The following is a 17,763-nucleotide window of genomic DNA, read 5'->3' on the forward strand; positions in this document are numbered from 1 at the left end:
CTTTCCATGCCTGACCTGCTAGACCGCTACCCGCTGACGGCGGGCACTTATCACGAACTGCTCGACGACAGCGGCGCGGTGCGCCCGCACTGGCGGCGGCTGTTCGACCAATTGCAACGCAGCACGCCAGCGCAACTGGCGCAGCGTCAGGCGCTGCTGACCCGGCAGATCCAGGAAAACGGCGTGACCTATAACGTCTACGCCGACCCCAAGGGCGCCGATCGGCCGTGGGAACTGGACCTGTTGCCCCATGTGATTGCCGCTGATGAATGGCAGCAGCTGTCGGCCGGCATCGCCCAGCGCGCACGCTTGCTCAACGCGGTGCTGGCGGATCTGTACGGGCCGCAACGGTTGATCGCTGAAGGTCTGCTGCCGGCTGAGTTGGTGTTCGGTCACAACAATTTCCTTTGGCCGTGTCAGGGCATCACGCCGCCTGACGGTGCCTTTCTGCATCTGTATGCCGTGGATCTGGCGCGCACACCCGACGGTCGCTGGTGGGTGACGGCGGACCGTACTCAGGCGCCGTCCGGTGCCGGTTACGCGCTGGAAAACCGCACGATCGTGTCCCGGGCCTTTCCCGAGTTGTACCGTGATTTGAAGGTGCAGCATCTGGCCGGGTTCTTCCGCACGCTGCAAGAAACACTTGCCCGTCAGGCGCCGAGCGATGACGAAGCGCCACTCATCGTGTTGCTGACGCCGGGGCGTTTCAACGAAAGCTATTTCGAACACCTTTATCTGGCGCGCCAGCTCGGTTATCCACTGGTGGAGGGCGGTGACCTGACTGTCCGCGATGCCACGGTCTACCTGAAAACCTTGAGCGGCTTGCGCCGGGTTCACGCGATCATGCGACGGCTCGACGATGACTTCTGCGATCCGCTGGAATTGCGCACCGATTCGGCCCTTGGCGTGCCGGGCTTGCTTGAAGCGGTTCGGCAGGGGCGAGTGCTGGTGGCCAACGCTTTGGGCAGTGGCGTGCTGGAGTCGCCGGGGTTGCTGGGTTTCCTGCCCAGGATCAATCAATTCCTGTTTGGTGAAGAACTGATCCTGCCGTCCATTGCCACTTGGTGGTGTGGTGAAGAACCCGTACTGGCTCAAGCATTGGAGAAACTACCGGAACTGCTGATCAAACCGGCCTTTCCCTCGCAGAGCTTTACGCCTGTGTTTGGACGCGATTTGAGCGAAAAGCAGCGTCAAAGCTTGGCCGAGCGCATGCAGGCTCGCCCTTACGCTTATGTCGCGCAAGAGCTCGCGCAATTGTCCCAGGCGCCGATCTGGCAGGCCGAGGGCGGTCAACTGCAACCTCGAGCCATCGGCATGCGCGTGTATGCGGTGGCCAGTCGCGACGGTTATCGGGTGTTGCCCGGCGGCCTGACCCGGGTCGCCGCCGAGGCTGACGCCGAAGTGGTATCGATGCAGCGCGGCGGCGCGAGCAAGGACACTTGGGTGTTGGGGGACCGTCCGCCGAGTGGTGAGCAATGGAGAACCCAGCGCACGATCGGTGTGCACGATCTGGTAAGGCGTGATCCGTATCTGCCGTCGCGGGTGGTGGAAAACCTGTTCTGGTTCGGCCGTTATTGCGAGCGTTGCGATGACAGCGCACGGTTGTTGCGGATCATGCTGGCGCGCTATGTCGACGGTGATGATCCGCAGGCCTTGCAGGCGGCCGTCGATCTCGGCGAGCGCCTGAATCTGTTGCCGGATGAAGGCGATCTGCCCGAGCGGTTGCTGGCGGCGCTGCTGGGCGATGACTGGCCGTTCAGCCTGCGTTCCAACCTGCAACGCTTGCAGTGGGCGGCGTCGCAGGTGCGCGGCAAACTCTCGCGGGAAAACTGGCAGGCGCTGGTGGAGTTGCAACGAGAGGCGATGGAGCTGGAAACCGATGAGCCGGATTTCGGCGAGCTGATGGATTTCCTCAACCGCTTGGTGATGTCCCTGGCGGCACTCTCCGGTTTTGCCCTCGATGACATGACCCGGGACGAAGGCTGGCGTTTCCTGATGATCGGCCGGCGGATCGAGCGGCTGCAGTTTCTCAGCGCGAGCCTGGCGGCGTTTCTGCGTGGCGCCGGGGCCTTCGATCAGGCCGGGCTGGAATGGTTGCTGGAGCTGGGGAACAGCAGCATCACCTACCGTTCGCGCTATCTGGCAGTGGCGCAATTGATCCCGGTACTGGACCTGCTACTGCTGGATGAACAAAACCCTCACGCGGTGCTGTTTCAGTTGAAGCTGGTGACCCGCACGCTCAAACGCTTGAACGACGACTTTGGCGTGCCTCGCGAGGCAGGCCTTCCACAACTGGTGGAAAGGCTGGCGTGCTTCGATCTGGGCTGTCTGGAAAACCCGCTGTTCGGCGAAACCAGCGTGCGTGCCGCCATCGAAGGTCTGGCTGATCTGCTGCAAGAAATCGCCGATGCCAGTGGCCAGGTGTCGGATCGCCTGGCCTTGCGCCATTTCGCCCATGTCGATGATGTCAGCCAGCGCACGGTGTCCGTCTGATGAACGCCCGTTACCAGATTCTCCACGACACCCATTATCACTACGACAGCCCGGTGTCCCTGGCTCAGCAACTGGCGCACCTGTGGCCGCGCCCCTGTGCCTGGCAACGCTGCACCGAGCAGCAATTGCAGATCAGCCCCGACCCGACTTCGCGTCGGGATGAACTGGATGTGTTCGGCAATCCGCTGACACGGTTGGCGTTTGAACGTCCGCATGATGAATTGCTGGTCAATGCGCGGCTCACCGTCGAAGTGCTGGCTCGGCCAGCGTTGGATTTCAATCAATCACCGGCCTGGGAAGAAACCCGCAGCGCGCTGACCTACAGCAGTCAGCCGCTAACGCCTGCATTGCTGGAAGCGTGCCGCTACCGGTTCGAATCGCCCTACGTGCACTTGAAACGCAACTTTGTCGAGTTCTCGGAAAGCTGTTTCCCTGCGGGGCGCCCTCTGTTGCTGGGCGTTCAGGCGTTGATGGAGAAGATCTTCAGCGAATTCACCTTCGATGCCGAGGCGACCCAAGTGGCAACGCCATTGGTGGAAGTGCTGGAGCGTCGGCGCGGCGTTTGTCAGGACTTCGCGCACCTGATGCTCGCCTGTGTGCGCTCCCGTGGATTGGCTGCGCGGTATATCAGCGGCTACCTGCTAACCCAGCCACCGCCGGGCCAGCCTCGGCTGATCGGCGCCGATGCGTCGCATGCCTGGGTCTCGGTGTTTTGCCCGGTGCTGGGCTGGGTCGATTTCGATCCGACCAACAAAGTGCAACCGGCGCTGGAGCACATCACCCTGGCCTGGGGCCGGGATTTCTCCGATGTCTCGCCGTTGCGCGGGGTAATCCTGGGCGGCGGCAACCACGACCCGGAAGTCCGCGTCACCGTAATGCCACTGGATTAACTAAAACTTCTGTGGGAGCGAGCCTGCTCGCGAAAAACCCGAGAACGCCACGGGCTATCAGGCGTATAGCGTTATCGTTGACGACCATCGCGAGCGAGCTCGCTCCTACAGGGGAATGGGGGGTAGTTCAGAGTGGCCTGTGAGGGTCAGCAGCCGTAACTGCTGACCCTGGACACAGATCCGGTGGGCCTGATCAGATCATCGGGCCCTGAGGGTCTCAGGCGTCGGGCGCCTGATCTTTCGGTGCTTCAGTTTCGTCTGTAGCCACTTCGCCTTCGGCATCCGGGTTCAGTGCTGCTGCTTCTTCTTCAGCTGTAGCTTTCTTGCGCTGAAGCTTTTCCTCTTTCTTCTGCTCCTTGGCCAAGTCTCTCTGACGTTTGGCGAAGGAATAATTAGGTTTTGCCATGGGCGATCCTCTGGGGTCGAAGGTGAGGTTGAGCGGCGCATATTCTGCCCTGTATCGGTGCCAAGCCGTTAGCTGGGTTTTAACTCCGTCCACTTGGGCACCACTGTCGGCTGCCAGGCATCCAGGGCATCGAGCAGGGTTTGCGGTGATTCGCTCACTTGCAGCATGTCACGGTGTGCTTCGCGAACGAAGCCTTCGCCGACGATATGATCAAGAAAACCGGTCAATTTGCTGTAGAAACCGTTCACTTCCAGCAAACCCAGCGGTTTGCCGTGATAACCAAGCTGGCCCCAGGTCCAGACTTCGAACAGTTCTTCCAGCGTGCCGAGGCCGCCGGGCAGGGCAATAAACGCGTCGCTGAGCTCGGCCATTCGGGCCTTGCGCGCATGCATGCCGTCGACGACTTCCAGGCGGGTCAGGCCGCTGTGGCCGATTTCCTTGTCTTTGAGGCTTTGCGGAATGATCCCGATCACTTCACCGCCGGCCGCCAGTGCGGCATCGGCGACGATCCCCATCAGGCCGACGGCGCCACCGCCATAGACCAGGGTCAGCTTGCGTTCGGCCAATGCTCGCCCCAGGGCGACAGCCGCTTCACGATAAGCCGGGTTGGTGCCGGTGCTGGCACCGCAAAATACACAAACGGACGCTAAAGACATGCCTTACTCCATGGTCGGTATCGCCACAGAGTAAAGGCAGGCAAGCGGTGTTCCAAGGTCTAAACTTCGCGCTTGGGGGGTTCGTAGGTACCACTGGCGCCACAGGCGTAGGCGGCGAGCAAACTGCACAACAGGCTATTGAAGAACATGACTGGCGCTCCAGATGGGGGATGACGACCTGATGATAGGGCCGCCCTAGACGTCTGGCTGGTAGATTGTTTCGATAGGTGTCATAGCCCGAAAGTTGTATACAATTTTTGATTCAGGTCATAGGAACTTGCGAAGTTTTCAGGCAGTCTTCTGTCCATTCGCACTTTTGTTAACCCTGCCTTGGAGATTCACCATGTTTGCCAAACTTGTTGCGGTATCCCTGCTGACACTGGCCAGCAGTCAATTGATGGCTGCCGAGTGCAAAACCACGATCGACTCCACCGATCAGATGACCTTCAGCACCAAAGCCATTGAAATCGACAAAAGCTGCAAGACCTTCACCGTTGAACTGACCCACTCCGGCAGCCTGCCGAAGAACGTCATGGGCCATAACTGGGTGCTGAGCAAAGAAGCTGACATGCAGCCGATCGCCACCGCTGGCCTGGCCGCGGGCATCGACAAGAACTACCTGCCGGAAGGTGACGCGCGCATCATCGCTCACACCAAAGTCATTGGCGCCAAGGAAACCGACTCGGTGACCTTTGACGTGTCGAAGCTGGACGCTGCCGAGAAGTACGGCTTCTTCTGCTCGTTCCCTGGTCACATCTCGATGATGAAAGGCACTGTGACCCTGAAGTAAGCAAATCGCGCTGATAAAAAAAGCGTCCGCTAGGGACGCTTTTTTTGTGCCCGGTATTTGACCGAGTCATCGTTCATCGCGAGCAGGCTCGCTCCCACAAGGACCGCGCTGTACCTGTGGGAGCGAGCCTGCTCGCGATGGCGTCAGTGCAGACGCCACCAATCCTTATGGCGCAAACGGCATCACGCGCTTGTGATGGGTCTTTTTGTAAGTGTCGCAGATGATCTTGAACGCTTCTTCACGCACCGGCTCGCCGTGCAGGAACGCGTCGATCTCGGTGTAAGTCACGCCGTGGGACGCTTCGTCAGGTTTGCCCGGCGACAGGTCTTCAAGGTCCGCCGTGGGGATTTTTTCCACCAGCGATTCCGGCGCGCCGAAGCTGCGGGCGATGTCCCGCACCTGGTTTTTCACCAGGCCGCTCAGCGGTGCCAGGTCGCAGGCGCCGTCACCGAACTTGGTGAAGAACCCCATCACCGCTTCTGCCGCGTGATCGGTGCCGATCACCAGGCCATGGGCCGCGCCGGCGATGGTGTACTGGGCGACCATGCGCATCCGCGCCTTGGTGTTGCCGAGCACGAAATCCACCGAGACCGCCTGCTTGCCTTCGAAGGCGGCGACTTCACTGGCCAGGGCTTTGACCGCCGGGCCGATGTTCACGGTGTGGCGTTCATCCGGAGCGATGAAGTCGACCGACGCCTGGGCATCGTGTTCATCGAACTGGGTTTCGTACGGCAGGCGCACGGCGATGAACTTGTAACTGCTGTCACCCGTGCGCTCGCGCAGTTCGCGCATGGCGCGCTGGGCCAGCAGGCCGGCGGTCAGGGAATCGACGCCGCCGCTGATGCCGAGCACCAGGGTCTTGAGCCCGGAATTGACCAGGCAATCCTGAATGAACGTAATCCGCCGGGCGACTTCAGCCTTGAGGGCGGCCGGGTCGGCGAACGGCGGTTGAACCTTGAGCTGCTCAGCAATCTCACGCTGTTCGGCTTGCATGAATTCACTCCTTGCTAGTAATGCTTGATGTGCTGGAAAGGGCGGCAGGTACTTTGAAAACGTGTCGCAAATAGGCGACGAAATTCGGGTCTTTGCAGTGAGTCTTGCCGGGCTCATCGGAGATTTTTGCCACCGGTTGGCCGTTGCAGGCCGCCATTTTAAGCACGATGCTCATCGGTTCGACACCCGGAATATCGCACGTCAGGTTGGTGCCGATGCCGAAGCTGACATTGATCCGACCGCGTAATGCGCGAAATATTTCCAGCGATTTGGGCAGCGTCAGACTGTCGGAGAACACCAGCGTCTTGCTCATCGGGTCGATGCCGAGCTTGTGATAGTGGGCGATGGCTTTTTCGGCCCAGATCACCGGATCCCCGGAGTCGTGGCGCAATCCGTCGAAGAGCTTGGCGAAATACAGGTCGAAATCACCGAGGAAGGCATCGGTGGTGATGCAGTCGGTGAGGGCGATCCCCAACAGGCCGCGGTACTCGCGAACCCAGCAATCGAGGGCGGCAATCTGGCTGTCGATCAGTCGCGGGCCGAGTTGCTGGTGGGCCATGATCCACTCGTGGGCCATGGTGCCCAACGGTTTCATGTCCAATTCTCGGGAAAGGTGCACGTTGCTGGTACCGACGAAACGCCCGGGGAAGTCGTGCTTGAGCACGTTCACCACTTCTTCCTGCACACGGTACGAAAAGCGTCGACGAGTGCCGAAATCGGCTACCTGCAATTCGGACAATTCGTCGCTGCTGGCATTGGCGGTCAGCCAGTCGAACTTGCGATAGAGCTGCTCGCGGGCCTGCTCCAGGACGACTTCCCGGTAGCGATAGCGGTTGCGCACTTCGCTGACGATCGCCAACAGCGGCACTTCGAACAGGATCACATGCAGCCACGGCCCGCGCAGGCGGATGAACAGCTCGCCGTTTTCAATGCCGGTGTGGACGTAGCGCAGGTTAAAGCGGAACAGCCCGAGAAACCGCAGGAAGTCCGGTTTCATGAAGCTGATGCGCTCCATGAAACTCAGCTGGTCAGCACTCAGGCTCAACTCGGCCAGGCGCTCGATCTGGAAACGGATCTCCGCCAGGTACGGGCGCAGATCCTCACTGTTACGGCAACGAAACTCCCATTCGACTTCGACGTTAGGGTAGTTGTGCAGCACCGCCTGCATCATCGTCAGTTTGTAGAAGTCGGTGTCGAGCAGGTTCTGCACGATGCGATCGCCAAACACGCTCTCGCTCATAACGGGTCTCTCCAGGCTGGCCGCGGCGCTTGGCAGCGACGTTGCAGCTGTTCCAATGAATGGCGCTAGTGGCGCATATCAATGGTGGGGATTGCCAGCGTTTTTTTAGATCGCGGCAGAACCCTGTGGGAGCGGGCTTGCCCGCGATAGCAATCAGTCAGCCACATAAATGTTGGATTTACTGACGCTATCGCGGGCAAGCCCGCTCCCACAGGTAGTGTGTGTAATTCTAAGGTTGTGGCATTTGCGGAGTATCAACTTGCTCCAGCATCCACTTCACAAAATCCCGGACCTTGGGCACTTCCGCCGAGTGTTCCGGGTACGCCAGGTAGTAGGCGTCGCTGCTGGGCATGGCATGCTGCCAGGGAATGACCAGTTTGCCGTCGGCCAATTCCTCTTCCACCAGAAACCGTGGCAGTAGCGCCACACCACAGCCCACTTGTGCGGCGCGGATGCACATATAAAAGGTTTCGAAACGCGGGCCGTGGTAGCTGTGTTCGGTGTGGTAGCCCTGATTGTCGAACCAGTCGTGCCACGCCTGGGGCCGGGAGGCGTTTTGCAGCAGGACCAGGTCGGTGAGTTGCGTCGGGTCGGTGAACGGCGTGTCCGGCAGGCTGCCAGGCGCGCAGACCGGCACCAGCTCTTCACCGAACAGCTTCAGGCATTCGGTGCCGGGCCGTGAGCCCTGGCCAAAATAGAACGCCAGGTCGCTGCGACCTTGCAGCAGGTCGTCGGCCTCTTGTTCGCTGCACAGGTCCAGATGGATCGACGGATGCCGCAGGCGCCAGCCTTTGAGGCGTGGGACCAGCCAGCGCGCGCCGAAGGTAGGAGGCGTTGATACGCGCAAGACTTCGGTTTCACCGCCGTAGGAGCGCAGGTAATGGGTCGACATCTCAACCTGCGTGAGGATTTTTCGTACTTCCACCAGGTACAAATCACCGGCCGGCGTCATCTGCAGGCGTCGACGCACTCGGCGGAACAGCAAGTGCTGTAACAATTCTTCGAGTTGCGCGACCTGTTTGCTGACGGCGCTCTGGGTCAGGTTCAACTCTTCGGCAGCCCGGGTGAAGCTCAAGTGCCGGGTAACGGCCTCAAAGCACTGCAGCGCGGTGATCGACGGCAAGTAGCGTTTATTCAGCATGGGTGGTCCTTTTTCTTGTTTCTCTCTGCTTTTAGTACCGGCAGATTCGCAGCATGAATAAACGGAATGATATCTCTCTTAAAGGTCGTTTGTTGGGTAACCTCAGGGGCGCTAAAACTACAGGTCTGATCAGTCGTGATTTTCCGGCTGGACGTTTTCTGTTTTTTGCTCGAGGAGTGACCCATGGTTGCCGCATTGCTTGATCGTCTTGGTGTGAACCCGGCCCTGTACCAGAACGGCAAAGTGCCGGTGCATTCGCCTATCGACGGCAGCCAGATCGCCGCCGTGAACTGGGAAGGTGCCGCTGAAGTCGAGCAACACATCAGTCGTGCAGATCATGCGTTCGAACTGTGGCGCAAGGTCCCGGCCCCGCGCCGTGGCGAACTGGTGCGCCAACTCGGCGACATCCTGCGCGAATACAAGGCCGACCTCGGTGAGCTGGTCTCCTGGGAAGCCGGCAAGATTACTCAGGAAGGCCTGGGTGAAGTGCAGGAAATGATCGACATCTGCGACTTCGCGGTCGGTCTGTCCCGTCAACTGTACGGTTTGACCATCGCCTCCGAGCGTCCTGGCCACCACATGCGCGAAACCTGGCACCCGTTGGGCATCGTCGGCGTGATCAGCGCGTTCAACTTTCCGGTGGCGGTCTGGGCCTGGAACACCACGCTGGCGCTGGTTTGCGGTAACCCGGTGATCTGGAAACCGTCGGAAAAAACCCCGCTGACCGCACTGGCCTGCCAGGCGTTGTTCGACCGCGTACTGAAGAACTTCAGCGACGCACCACCGCACCTGAGCCAAGTTATCATCGGCGGTCGCGATGCCGGCGAAGCCTTGGTCGATGACCCGCGTGTCGCGCTGATCAGCGCCACCGGCAGCACCCGCATGGGCCGCGAAGTGGCGCCGAAAATCGCCGCACGTTTTGCCCGCAGCATTCTGGAACTGGGCGGCAATAATGCGATGATCCTCGCCCCAAGCGCCGATCTGGACATGGCCGTTCGCGCCATCCTGTTCAGCGCCGTCGGCACGGCCGGCCAGCGTTGCACCACCCTGCGTCGCCTGATCGCCCACGAGTCGGTGAAGGAAGAAATCGTCACCCGCCTCAAGGCCGCCTACTCCAAAGTCCGCATCGGCAACCCGCTTGAGGGCAACCTGATCGGTCCACTGATCGACAAGCACAGCTTCGAGAACATGCAGGACGCGCTGGAACAAGCCTTGAGCGAAGGCGGCCGTGTTTTCGGCGGCAAGCGTCAGCTGGAAGACCAATACCCGAACGCTTACTACGTCTCGCCAGCCATCGTTGAAATGCCAGAGCAGAGCGACGTGGTCCGCGATGAAACCTTCGCGCCCATCCTGTACGTGGTCGGTTACAACGATTTCGACGAAGCGCTGCGCCTGAACAATTCGGTGCCACAAGGCCTGTCCTCGTGCATCTTCACCACCGACGTACGTGAAGCCGAACAGTTCATGTCGGCGGTCGGCAGCGACTGCGGCATCGCCAACGTCAACATCGGCCCGAGCGGCGCGGAAATTGGCGGCGCGTTTGGGGGTGAGAAAGAGACCGGCGGTGGTCGTGAGTCCGGTTCGGACGCATGGCGCGGCTACATGCGCCGTCAGACCAACACCGTGAACTATTCGCTGGAATTGCCGTTGGCTCAGGGCATTACGTTCGACTAAACAAGTCTGTTGAACCCATGAAGATCCAATGTGGGAGCGGGCTTGCTCGCGAAAGCGGTCTATCAGTCACATCGATGCTGGATGTGCTGCCGTCTTCGCGAGCAAGCCCGCTCCCACACTTGAATGGTGTGTTGGTTAGGTTTCTGTTGGAGTCTGGCAATGCCGTTACGCGAAGAGTGTCTGTGGGAAAAACTGACGCCGCAAAGGCCCGACAACTCGGCGCTCAAGGGCGAGGTGAAGGTGGATGTCTGTGTCATCGGCGCCGGTTTCACCGGTCTGTCGGCGGCGGTGCATTTGCTGGAACAGGGCAAAAGCGTCTGTGTGCTGGAAGCGCATCGCGCCGGCCATGGCGGTTCGGGGCGCAATGTCGGGCTGGTCAACGCTGGCATGTGGATACCACCGGACGAGATCGAAGCCGGTTTCGGCGAAGCGGTTGGCAGTCAGCTCAACCGCATGCTGGGCGCAGCGCCGTCCCTGGTGTTCAGCCTGATCGACAAATACAACATCGATTGCCAGTTGCGCCGCGAAGGCACGCTGCACATGGCGCACAACGCCCGTGGCGAAGCCGACTTGCGCAGTCGTGAAGCACAATGGAAACGTCGCGGCGCCCCGGTTGAACTGCTGACCGGCCAAGCCTGCGAGCAAGCAACGGGCACCAAAAAGATTGCTGCCGCGCTACTCGATCGACGTGCTGGCACCCTCAATCCAATGGCGTACACCACGGGGCTGGCGAAAGCGGCCATCGGCCTCGGCGGTCAATTGTTCGATCATTCTCCGGTGACCCGGCTCGAGCGTCAGGGCCAGCGCTGGTCGGTGCAGACCGCTCAGGGGTCGGTGCTGGCCGAGCAAGTGGTGATCGCTTCCAACGCGTACACCGAAGGTGACTGGACGGAGCTGCGGCGTAATTTCTTCCCCGGTTACTACTATCAAGTCGCCTCGGTCCCGCTGACCGAAGACGCCGCGCAGCAAATCCTTCCCGGTGGCCAGGGTTCCTGGGACACCCGTCAGGTGCTCAGCAGCATTCGTCGCGACAAAGACGGTCGGCTGTTACTCGGCAGCCTGGGCAACGGCAATCAAAAGCCGGCCTGGTTCCTCAAGGCGTGGGCCGATCGGGTTCAGCAGCACTATTTCCCTTACCTCAAACCGGTGGAATGGGAGTGCACCTGGACCGGTTGCATCGCCTTCACCCCCGACCATTTGATGCGCCTGTTCGAACCGGCGCCCGGTTTAGTGGCCGTCACCGGCTATAACGGTCGGGGCGTGACCACGGGCACGGTCGTCGGCAAAGCCTTTGCCGATTACTTGTGCAACGGAAATCCGCAAGCGCTACCGATTCCTTTTGCACCCATGCAGCCACTGGCTGGCGCAGGATTGCGCAGCTGTCTGTACGAGGCCGGGTTTTCGCTGTATCACGCAGGCCAGTGCCTGCGGATCGTTATTTGATTGTTGAAATATGTTGCTGGAAGCGGCGCTTTTCGGCGCAGCGACTAGCCTGTAAAAGGTGCGGGTTGTAGCAGTTGCGCACCAGCAGTGTGCACTTCGGTGACGCACGCTGTTACAGGCTGGTTGCACGCCGTTTCGCGTCGCGGTTGCAATGATGGCGCACGCGGGTTGCGCCTTTAAAAATAAATGGTTTCACCTTCCGCGGTTTAGACGGTTGCACGCCCAATGAAAATGGGCTCGAAACAGTCAAAATAACAATAAAGCAGTGACTTTTTTCAGAATAAAAAACCGATGGCACGGCCCTTGCTCTGAGCATTCAGGAAGTCGCAGTGCCAACTAAAAAAAACCTTGGAGCACCACCTCATGTCCCAGACGTTTTACAAGAAAGGCTTTCTGGCCCTCGCAGTGGCAGCTGCGTTGGGTGTTTCCGCGTTTGCACAGGCTGACGTGAAAATCGGAGTGGCGGGCCCGATGACAGGCGCCAACGCGGCATTTGGCGAGCAGTACATGAAGGGTGCACAGGCTGCGGCCGATGCGGTCAACGCAGCGGGCGGCGTAAACGGGGAAAAAATCGTACTGGTCAAAGGCGATGACGCCTGCGAACCGAAACAGGCTGTGACGGTCGCCAAGGACCTGACCAACCAGAAAGTCGCCGGCGTGGTCGGTCACTTCTGCTCCTCGTCGACGATCCCGGCCTCCGAGATCTATGACGAAGCGGGCATCATCGCAATCACGCCAGGTTCCACCAACCCGGCCGTTACCGAACGCGGCCTGAGCGCCATGTTCCGTATGTGCGGACGTGACGACCAGCAAGGCATCGTGGCCGGCGACTACATCGTCGACGTGCTCAAGGGCAAGAAAGTCGTCGTGCTGCACGACAAGGACACCTACGGCCAAGGCCTGGCGGATGCCACCAAGGCGCAACTGGTCAAGCGCGGCGTAACGCCAGTGCTGTATGAAGGCCTGACCCGTGGCGAGAAAGACTTCAGCACCATCGTGACCAAGATCCGTGGCGCGGGCGCCGACATCGTCTACTTCGGTGGCCTGCACCCGGAAGCCGGTCCTCTGGTTCGCCAACTTCGTGAACAAGGCCTCAAAGACGTCAAGTTCATGTCCGACGACGGCATCGTGACCGACGAACTGGTGACCACGGCTGGCGGTCCGCAATTCGTCGACGGCGTGCTGATGACCTTCGGTGCCGACCCACGCCTGCTGCCAGACAGCAAGACCGTGGTGGACGAGTTCCGCAAGAAAGGCACCGAGCCTGAAGGCTACACCTTGTACGCCTACGCTTCGGTCCAGACCCTGGCTGCAGCTTTCAACGGCGCCAAGTCCAACAGCGGCGAGAAAGCCGCCGAGTGGCTGAAGAAAAACCCGGTCAAAACCGTAATGGGCGAGAAGACCTGGGACGCCAAGGGCGACCTGAAAGTCTCCGACTACGTGGTTTACCAGTGGGACAAGGACGGCAAATACCATCAGCTGGAAAAGCAGAAGTGATATGAACTGCTGATTTGCCCGGTGCCTTGTGCACCGGGCAATCAAACAACATGTCCGTGCAGTACCTGTCTTTTCTCGTAGAGCTGCACACAACCGAGTTGCTTCGGCGGCTGAACCCCGGTCCGTTGCACCCGGCTTCTGTGCAGTCTCTCAAATGCGTGAGATTGCGTTATGGATGGTATTTTCCTGCAGCAACTGGTCAACGGCCTGACCCTCGGGTCGGTCTATGGCCTGATCGCCATCGGCTACACAATGGTCTATGGCATCATCGGCATGATCAACTTCGCCCACGGCGAGGTTTACATGATTTCCGCTTACCTCGCGGCAATCAGTCTGGCTCTGCTGGCATACTTCGGTATTGAATCCTTCCCGCTGTTGATGCTCGGCACCTTGATCTTCACCATCGTGGTCACGGCGGTGTATGGCTGGGTCATCGAGCGCGTCGCCTACAAGCCCCTGCGCAACTCCACCCGACTGGCACCGCTGATCAGCGCCATCGGGATTTCGCTGATCCTGCAAAACTATGCCCAGATCGCCCAGGGCGCCAAACAACAGGGCGTTCCGACCTTGTTGACGGGAGCCTGGCGCGTCGAGATCGGTACCGGTTTCGTGCAGTTGACCTACACCAAGGTGTTTATCCTGATTGCCGCATTCGCCGGCATGGCCCTGCTGACCTACATCATCAAGTACACCAAACTCGGCCGCATGTGCCGCGCCACCCAGCAAGACCGCAAGATGGCCTCGATTCTGGGGATCAACACCGACCGCGTGATTTCCTACGTGTTCATCATCGGTGCAGCGATGGCGGCCCTGGCCGGCGTGCTGATCACCATGAACTACGGCACGTTCGACTTCTATGCCGGCTTCATCATCGGCATCAAGGCGTTCACCGCGGCGGTACTCGGCGGCATCGGCTCGCTGCCTGGTGCGATGCTTGGCGGGATCATCCTCGGGATCTCCGAGTCGCTGTTCTCAGGTCTGGTCAACTCGGACTACAAAGACGTCTTCAGCTTCTCGCTGCTCGTTCTCGTTCTGGTCTTTCGGCCCCAAGGCCTGCTCGGCCGTCCTCTTGTGTCGAAGGTGTAAGCGATGTCTTCAACCACTAAAAAAACCATTGATCTCAAAAGAAGCCTGGTTGACGCGATTCTTGCCGGCCTTGTCGCCCTGATTGTGTTCGGCCCGATTGTTGGCGTGGTCCTTGACGGCTACGGCTTCAATATGGAAACGACCCGGGTGGCGTGGATTGTCGCCATCGTCATGGCTGGCCGCTTTGCCCTGAGCCTGTTCCTGCAAACGCCCAAGGGCCTGAAGATTCTTGAAGGCTTTGAAAGTACCGGCTCCGGGGTTCATGTACTGCCGCCTGATTATAAATCCCGGTTGCGCTGGATCATCCCGCTGGTGATCCTCGTTGCCGTGGTGTTCCCGTTTTTCTCCAACTCCTACCTGCTGGGCGTGGTGATCCTCGGGCTCATCTACGTATTGCTGGGCCTGGGCCTGAATATCGTGGTCGGCCTGGCTGGTCTGCTCGACCTGGGTTACGTGGCGTTCTACGCCATCGGTGCCTACGGCCTGGCGCTGGGCTATCAATACCTCGGGCTGGGTTTCTGGACGGTGCTGCCGCTGGCGGCCATCACCGCGGGCCTTGCCGGTTGCATCCTCGGGTTCCCGGTGCTGCGATTGCACGGTGACTACCTGGCGATCGTGACCCTGGGTTTCGGTGAAATCATTCGCCTGGTCCTCAACAACTGGCTGTCCCTGACCGGCGGCCCGAATGGCATGGCGGCTCCATTGCCAACCTTCTTCGGCCTCGAGTTCGGCAAGCGCGCGAAGGAGGGGGGTGTCCCGTTCCATGAGTTCTTCGGCATCGCCTATAACCCGGACGTGAAGTATTACTTCATCTATGCGGTGTTGTTCCTGGTGGTGCTGGCCGTGCTGTACATCAAGCATCGTCTGGTCAAGATGCCGGTCGGCCGCGCCTGGGAAGCCTTGCGTGAAGACGAAATCGCCTGCCGCTCCATGGGCCTGAACCACGTACTGGTCAAGCTATCGGCGTTCACCATCGGTGCCTCGACGGCCGGCCTGGCCGGGGTGTTCTTCGCCACGTATCAAGGCTTCGTCAACCCGACCTCGTTCACCTTTTTCGAATCGGCCCTGATCCTCGCCATCGTGGTCCTCGGCGGTATGGGCTCGACCATCGGCGTGGTGATTGCAGCCTTCGTGCTGACCGTCGCCCCGGAACTGCTGCGCGGCTTTGCGGAATATCGCGTGCTGCTGTTCGGCGTGCTGATGGTGTTGATGATGATCTGGCGACCGCGCGGCCTGATTCGGATCAGCCGTACCGGTGTGACCCCGCGTAAAGGAGTAGCGCCATGAGCGAAGTCGTACTCTCGGTCGAGAAGCTGATGATGCACTTCGGCGGCATCAAGGCGTTGAGCGATGTCAGCCTCAAGGTGCATCGCAACTCGATCTTTGCCCTGATCGGCCCCAACGGCGCCGGCAAGACCACCGTGTTCAACTGCCTGACCGGTTTCTACAAGGCGTCCGGTGGCAAGATCGAACTCAATACCCGCGGCGAGCGTACCGATGTCATCCAGCTGCTGGGCGAATCGTTCAAAGCCACGGATTTCGTTTCGCCGAAAAGCTTCATCACCCGGATGCGCTACAAGATGTTCGGCGGCACCCACCTGGTGAACCGTGCCGGGCTGGCGCGGACGTTCCAGAACATTCGCCTGTTCAAGGAAATGTCGGTGCTGGAAAACCTGCTGGTGGCCCAGCACATGTGGGTCAACCGCAACATGCTGGCCGGCATCCTCAATACCAAGGGCTATCGCAAGGCTGAAAGCGATGCGCTGGACCACGCGTTCTACTGGCTGGAAGTGGTGGACCTGGTGGACTGCGCCAACCGTCTGGCCGGCGAATTGTCCTACGGGCAGCAACGCCGTCTGGAAATCGCCCGGGCCATGTGCACGCGTCCGCAAATCATCTGCCTCGACGAGCCGGCTGCCGGCCTCAACCCTCAGGAAACCGAAGCGCTGAGCGCGATGATCCGGCTGCTGCGCGATGAGCACGATCTGACCGTGGTGCTGATCGAACACGACATGGGCATGGTAATGAGCATTTCCGACCACATCGTGGTACTGGACCACGGCATCGTTATCGCCGAGGGCGGACCTGATGCGATCCGTAACGATCCGAAAGTGATTGCGGCCTACCTGGGCGCCGATGAAGAGGAAGTGGTGCTATGAGCCAACCCATCCTCGAACTCAAGGAACTGGATGTGTTTTACGGGCCGATCCAGGCCCTGAAGAAAGTCTCGCTGCACATCAATGAAGGGGAAACCGTCAGCCTGATCGGCTCCAACGGCGCCGGCAAGTCGACGCTGCTGATGTCGATCTTCGGTCAGCCACGCGCCGCGGACGGGCAGATCATCTATCAGGGTGTGGATATCACCCACAAGTCGTCTCACTACATCGCGTCTCACGGCATCGCTCAATCGCCGGAAGGCCGGCGGGTGTTTCCCGACATGACCGTCGAGGAAAACCTGCTGATGGGCACCATCCCGATCGGTGACAAGTACGCTACCGAAGACATGCAGCGCATGTTCGAGCTGTTTCCACGGCTCAAGGAACGCCGCACCCAGCGGGCCATGACCATGTCCGGCGGCGAACAGCAAATGCTCGCCATCGCCCGTGCGCTGATGAGCCGACCGAAACTGCTGTTGCTCGATGAACCGAGCCTGGGGCTGGCACCGATCGTGGTGAAACAGATCTTCGCGACCTTGCGGGAACTGGCGAGCACCGGCATGACCATCTTCCTGGTGGAGCAGAACGCCAACCATGCCCTTAAGCTGTCAGACCGGGCGTACGTGATGGTCAACGGCGAAATCCGCATCACCGGTACCGGTAAGGAACTGCTGGTCAACGAGGAAGTGCGTAACGCTTATCTCGGCGGACACTGATCCTCTACTGAAGTACCCACAGCCCCGACGAGCAATCGCCGGGGCTTTTTTACCTCTCCAATTCACCACCAATCCCTTGTGGAGCGGGCTTGCTCGCGAAGGCGGTGTTTCAGTCACATTGATGCCAGATGTGCCACCGCTTTCGCGAGCAAGCCCGCTCCCACAAGGACAGCTGTGTGCATTCGGGAAATTGTGGAAAACAATATTCACGAGCTCTCAAACCGCGACATAAAGCCGCTGCAAATAGTTGTTTTGTCACGGTTTTGACTTGTCCCCGTTTGCTGTGGAGCTGGCTGTGAATAACGTGGGAGTAGCTGGCTGAGAGCCTTGTAAACCGTGGCGTGCAGAGATGTGGTTGTTTTTTGATCAGGCGTTTTTGCAGGACCTTGAGCGGGCTTTGTCAACCTTTTTGTTGGCGACGAAAGTGCGGTGAAATGTATCCCGTCGGCCTGTGGATAAGTCTGTGGTTAAACTCTGGAAAGACTCGGCTGAGGGCCGTGGTTGCTGGCTTGGCGCCATCGTCGGTTTGACTCTCAATCGTGCAATTTGCCTTGGGGCTACACAGCAGGCTGCTGAGGGTCA

Annotated in this window: 15 protein-coding genes; 10 read left to right on the forward strand and 5 right to left on the reverse strand. The window is 59.8% G+C overall.

Annotated features, from left to right (window positions below; translation table 11 throughout):
• Nucleotides 1-6: 6 nt before the first annotated feature.
• Nucleotides 7-2,493: a circularly permuted type 2 ATP-grasp protein gene (locus tag ACA057_RS02660; protein WP_497345730.1), complete on the forward strand. Its 2,487-nt coding sequence runs from the start codon at nucleotides 7-9 to the stop codon at nucleotides 2,491-2,493.
• Nucleotides 2,493-3,383: a transglutaminase family protein gene (locus ACA057_RS02665; RefSeq protein WP_497345732.1), complete on the forward strand. Its 891-nt coding sequence runs from the start codon at nucleotides 2,493-2,495 to the stop codon at nucleotides 3,381-3,383. Before ACA057_RS02660 ends, ACA057_RS02665 begins: the two co-directional genes overlap by 1 nt.
• A 217-nt stretch (nucleotides 3,384-3,600) precedes the next feature.
• Here ACA057_RS02665 and ACA057_RS02670 read toward each other — a convergent pair whose 3' ends face one another.
• Both ACA057_RS02670 and ACA057_RS02675 read right to left on the reverse strand, forming a co-directional pair.
• The gene (locus ACA057_RS02670) at nucleotides 3,601-3,789 is read right to left on the reverse strand and encodes a hypothetical protein (protein WP_007947526.1); all 189 of its coding nucleotides are present in this window, start codon (nucleotides 3,787-3,789) and stop codon (nucleotides 3,601-3,603) included.
• Nucleotides 3,790-3,857: 68 nt separating this feature from the next.
• A complete protein-coding gene (locus ACA057_RS02675; RefSeq protein WP_497345734.1) occupies nucleotides 3,858-4,445 on the reverse strand; it encodes a cytokinin riboside 5'-monophosphate phosphoribohydrolase in 588 nt (195 codons plus the stop codon).
• A 343-nt stretch (nucleotides 4,446-4,788) separates the two neighbouring features.
• Between ACA057_RS02675 and azu the strand changes: the two genes are divergently transcribed.
• A complete protein-coding gene (gene azu, locus ACA057_RS02680) occupies nucleotides 4,789-5,235 on the forward strand; it encodes an azurin (protein WP_497345736.1) in 447 nt (148 codons plus the stop codon).
• A 165-nt stretch (nucleotides 5,236-5,400) separates the two neighbouring features.
• Here the strand turns inward: azu and nadE are convergent, their stop codons facing one another.
• From nadE to ACA057_RS02695, 3 genes are all read right to left on the reverse strand, one after another.
• Complete coding sequence (nadE, locus tag ACA057_RS02685) at nucleotides 5,401-6,228, reverse strand: NAD(+) synthase (RefSeq protein WP_497345738.1); 828 nt, start codon at nucleotides 6,226-6,228, stop codon at nucleotides 5,401-5,403.
• A 4-nt stretch (nucleotides 6,229-6,232) separates the two neighbouring features.
• Nucleotides 6,233-7,468, reverse strand: coding sequence for a nicotinate phosphoribosyltransferase (gene pncB / locus ACA057_RS02690; protein WP_497345740.1), 1,236 nt, complete (start codon nucleotides 7,466-7,468; stop codon nucleotides 6,233-6,235).
• 229 nt (nucleotides 7,469-7,697) lie between these two features.
• A complete protein-coding gene (locus tag ACA057_RS02695) occupies nucleotides 7,698-8,609 on the reverse strand; it encodes a LysR family transcriptional regulator (protein WP_497345742.1) in 912 nt (303 codons plus the stop codon).
• A 183-nt stretch (nucleotides 8,610-8,792) separates the two neighbouring features.
• On the opposite strand from ACA057_RS02695, the gene amaB reads away from it, so the two are divergent.
• From amaB to ACA057_RS02730, 7 genes are all read left to right on the forward strand, one after another.
• Nucleotides 8,793-10,283: an L-piperidine-6-carboxylate dehydrogenase gene (gene amaB, locus ACA057_RS02700; protein WP_401359668.1), complete on the forward strand. Its 1,491-nt coding sequence runs from the start codon at nucleotides 8,793-8,795 to the stop codon at nucleotides 10,281-10,283.
• A 159-nt stretch (nucleotides 10,284-10,442) separates the two neighbouring features.
• Nucleotides 10,443-11,726, forward strand: a complete 1,284-nt coding sequence (gene amaA, locus ACA057_RS02705; RefSeq protein ID WP_497345745.1) for an L-pipecolate oxidase — start codon at nucleotides 10,443-10,445, stop codon at nucleotides 11,724-11,726.
• 363 nt (nucleotides 11,727-12,089) lie between these two features.
• Entirely contained in the window at nucleotides 12,090-13,223 is a 1,134-nt protein-coding gene (locus tag ACA057_RS02710; protein ID WP_497345747.1) for a branched-chain amino acid ABC transporter substrate-binding protein, read from the forward strand.
• 171 nt (nucleotides 13,224-13,394) lie between these two features.
• On the forward strand, nucleotides 13,395-14,309 hold the full coding sequence (locus tag ACA057_RS02715; protein WP_010464150.1) for an ABC transporter permease subunit: 915 nt from the start codon (nucleotides 13,395-13,397) through the stop codon (nucleotides 14,307-14,309).
• Nucleotides 14,310-14,312: 3 nt separating this feature from the next.
• A complete protein-coding gene (gene livM / locus ACA057_RS02720; protein WP_109627726.1) occupies nucleotides 14,313-15,596 on the forward strand; it encodes a high-affinity branched-chain amino acid ABC transporter permease LivM in 1,284 nt (427 codons plus the stop codon).
• Nucleotides 15,593-16,468, forward strand: coding sequence for an ABC transporter ATP-binding protein (locus ACA057_RS02725; protein WP_497315260.1), 876 nt, complete (start codon nucleotides 15,593-15,595; stop codon nucleotides 16,466-16,468). Before livM ends, ACA057_RS02725 begins: the two co-directional genes overlap by 4 nt.
• Complete coding sequence (locus ACA057_RS02730; RefSeq protein WP_401359680.1) at nucleotides 16,465-17,181, forward strand: ABC transporter ATP-binding protein; 717 nt, start codon at nucleotides 16,465-16,467, stop codon at nucleotides 17,179-17,181. The genes ACA057_RS02725 and ACA057_RS02730 overlap by 4 nt, the downstream gene beginning before the upstream one ends.
• The last annotated feature ends 582 nt before the right edge of the window (nucleotides 17,182-17,763 follow it).

Source organism: Pseudomonas sp. LBUM1661, from assembly GCF_059695925.1.

Coding starts and splice junctions, on each gene's coding strand:
- ACA057_RS02660 (WP_497345730.1), top strand. CDS start 7: ATGCCTGACCTGCTAGACCGCTACCCGCTGACGGCGGGCACTTATCAC.
- ACA057_RS02665 (WP_497345732.1), top strand. CDS start 2,493: ATGAACGCCCGTTACCAGATTCTCCACGACACCCATTATCACTACGAC.
- ACA057_RS02670 (WP_007947526.1), bottom strand. CDS start 3,789: ATGGCAAAACCTAATTATTCCTTCGCCAAACGTCAGAGAGACTTGGCC.
- ACA057_RS02675 (WP_497345734.1), bottom strand. CDS start 4,445: ATGTCTTTAGCGTCCGTTTGTGTATTTTGCGGTGCCAGCACCGGCACC.
- azu (WP_497345736.1), top strand. CDS start 4,789: ATGTTTGCCAAACTTGTTGCGGTATCCCTGCTGACACTGGCCAGCAGT.
- nadE (WP_497345738.1), bottom strand. CDS start 6,228: ATGCAAGCCGAACAGCGTGAGATTGCTGAGCAGCTCAAGGTTCAACCG.
- pncB (WP_497345740.1), bottom strand. CDS start 7,468: ATGAGCGAGAGCGTGTTTGGCGATCGCATCGTGCAGAACCTGCTCGAC.
- ACA057_RS02695 (WP_497345742.1), bottom strand. CDS start 8,609: ATGCTGAATAAACGCTACTTGCCGTCGATCACCGCGCTGCAGTGCTTT.
- amaB (WP_401359668.1), top strand. CDS start 8,793: ATGGTTGCCGCATTGCTTGATCGTCTTGGTGTGAACCCGGCCCTGTAC.
- amaA (WP_497345745.1), top strand. CDS start 10,443: ATGCCGTTACGCGAAGAGTGTCTGTGGGAAAAACTGACGCCGCAAAGG.
- ACA057_RS02710 (WP_497345747.1), top strand. CDS start 12,090: ATGTCCCAGACGTTTTACAAGAAAGGCTTTCTGGCCCTCGCAGTGGCA.
- ACA057_RS02715 (WP_010464150.1), top strand. CDS start 13,395: ATGGATGGTATTTTCCTGCAGCAACTGGTCAACGGCCTGACCCTCGGG.
- livM (WP_109627726.1), top strand. CDS start 14,313: ATGTCTTCAACCACTAAAAAAACCATTGATCTCAAAAGAAGCCTGGTT.
- ACA057_RS02725 (WP_497315260.1), top strand. CDS start 15,593: ATGAGCGAAGTCGTACTCTCGGTCGAGAAGCTGATGATGCACTTCGGC.
- ACA057_RS02730 (WP_401359680.1), top strand. CDS start 16,465: ATGAGCCAACCCATCCTCGAACTCAAGGAACTGGATGTGTTTTACGGG.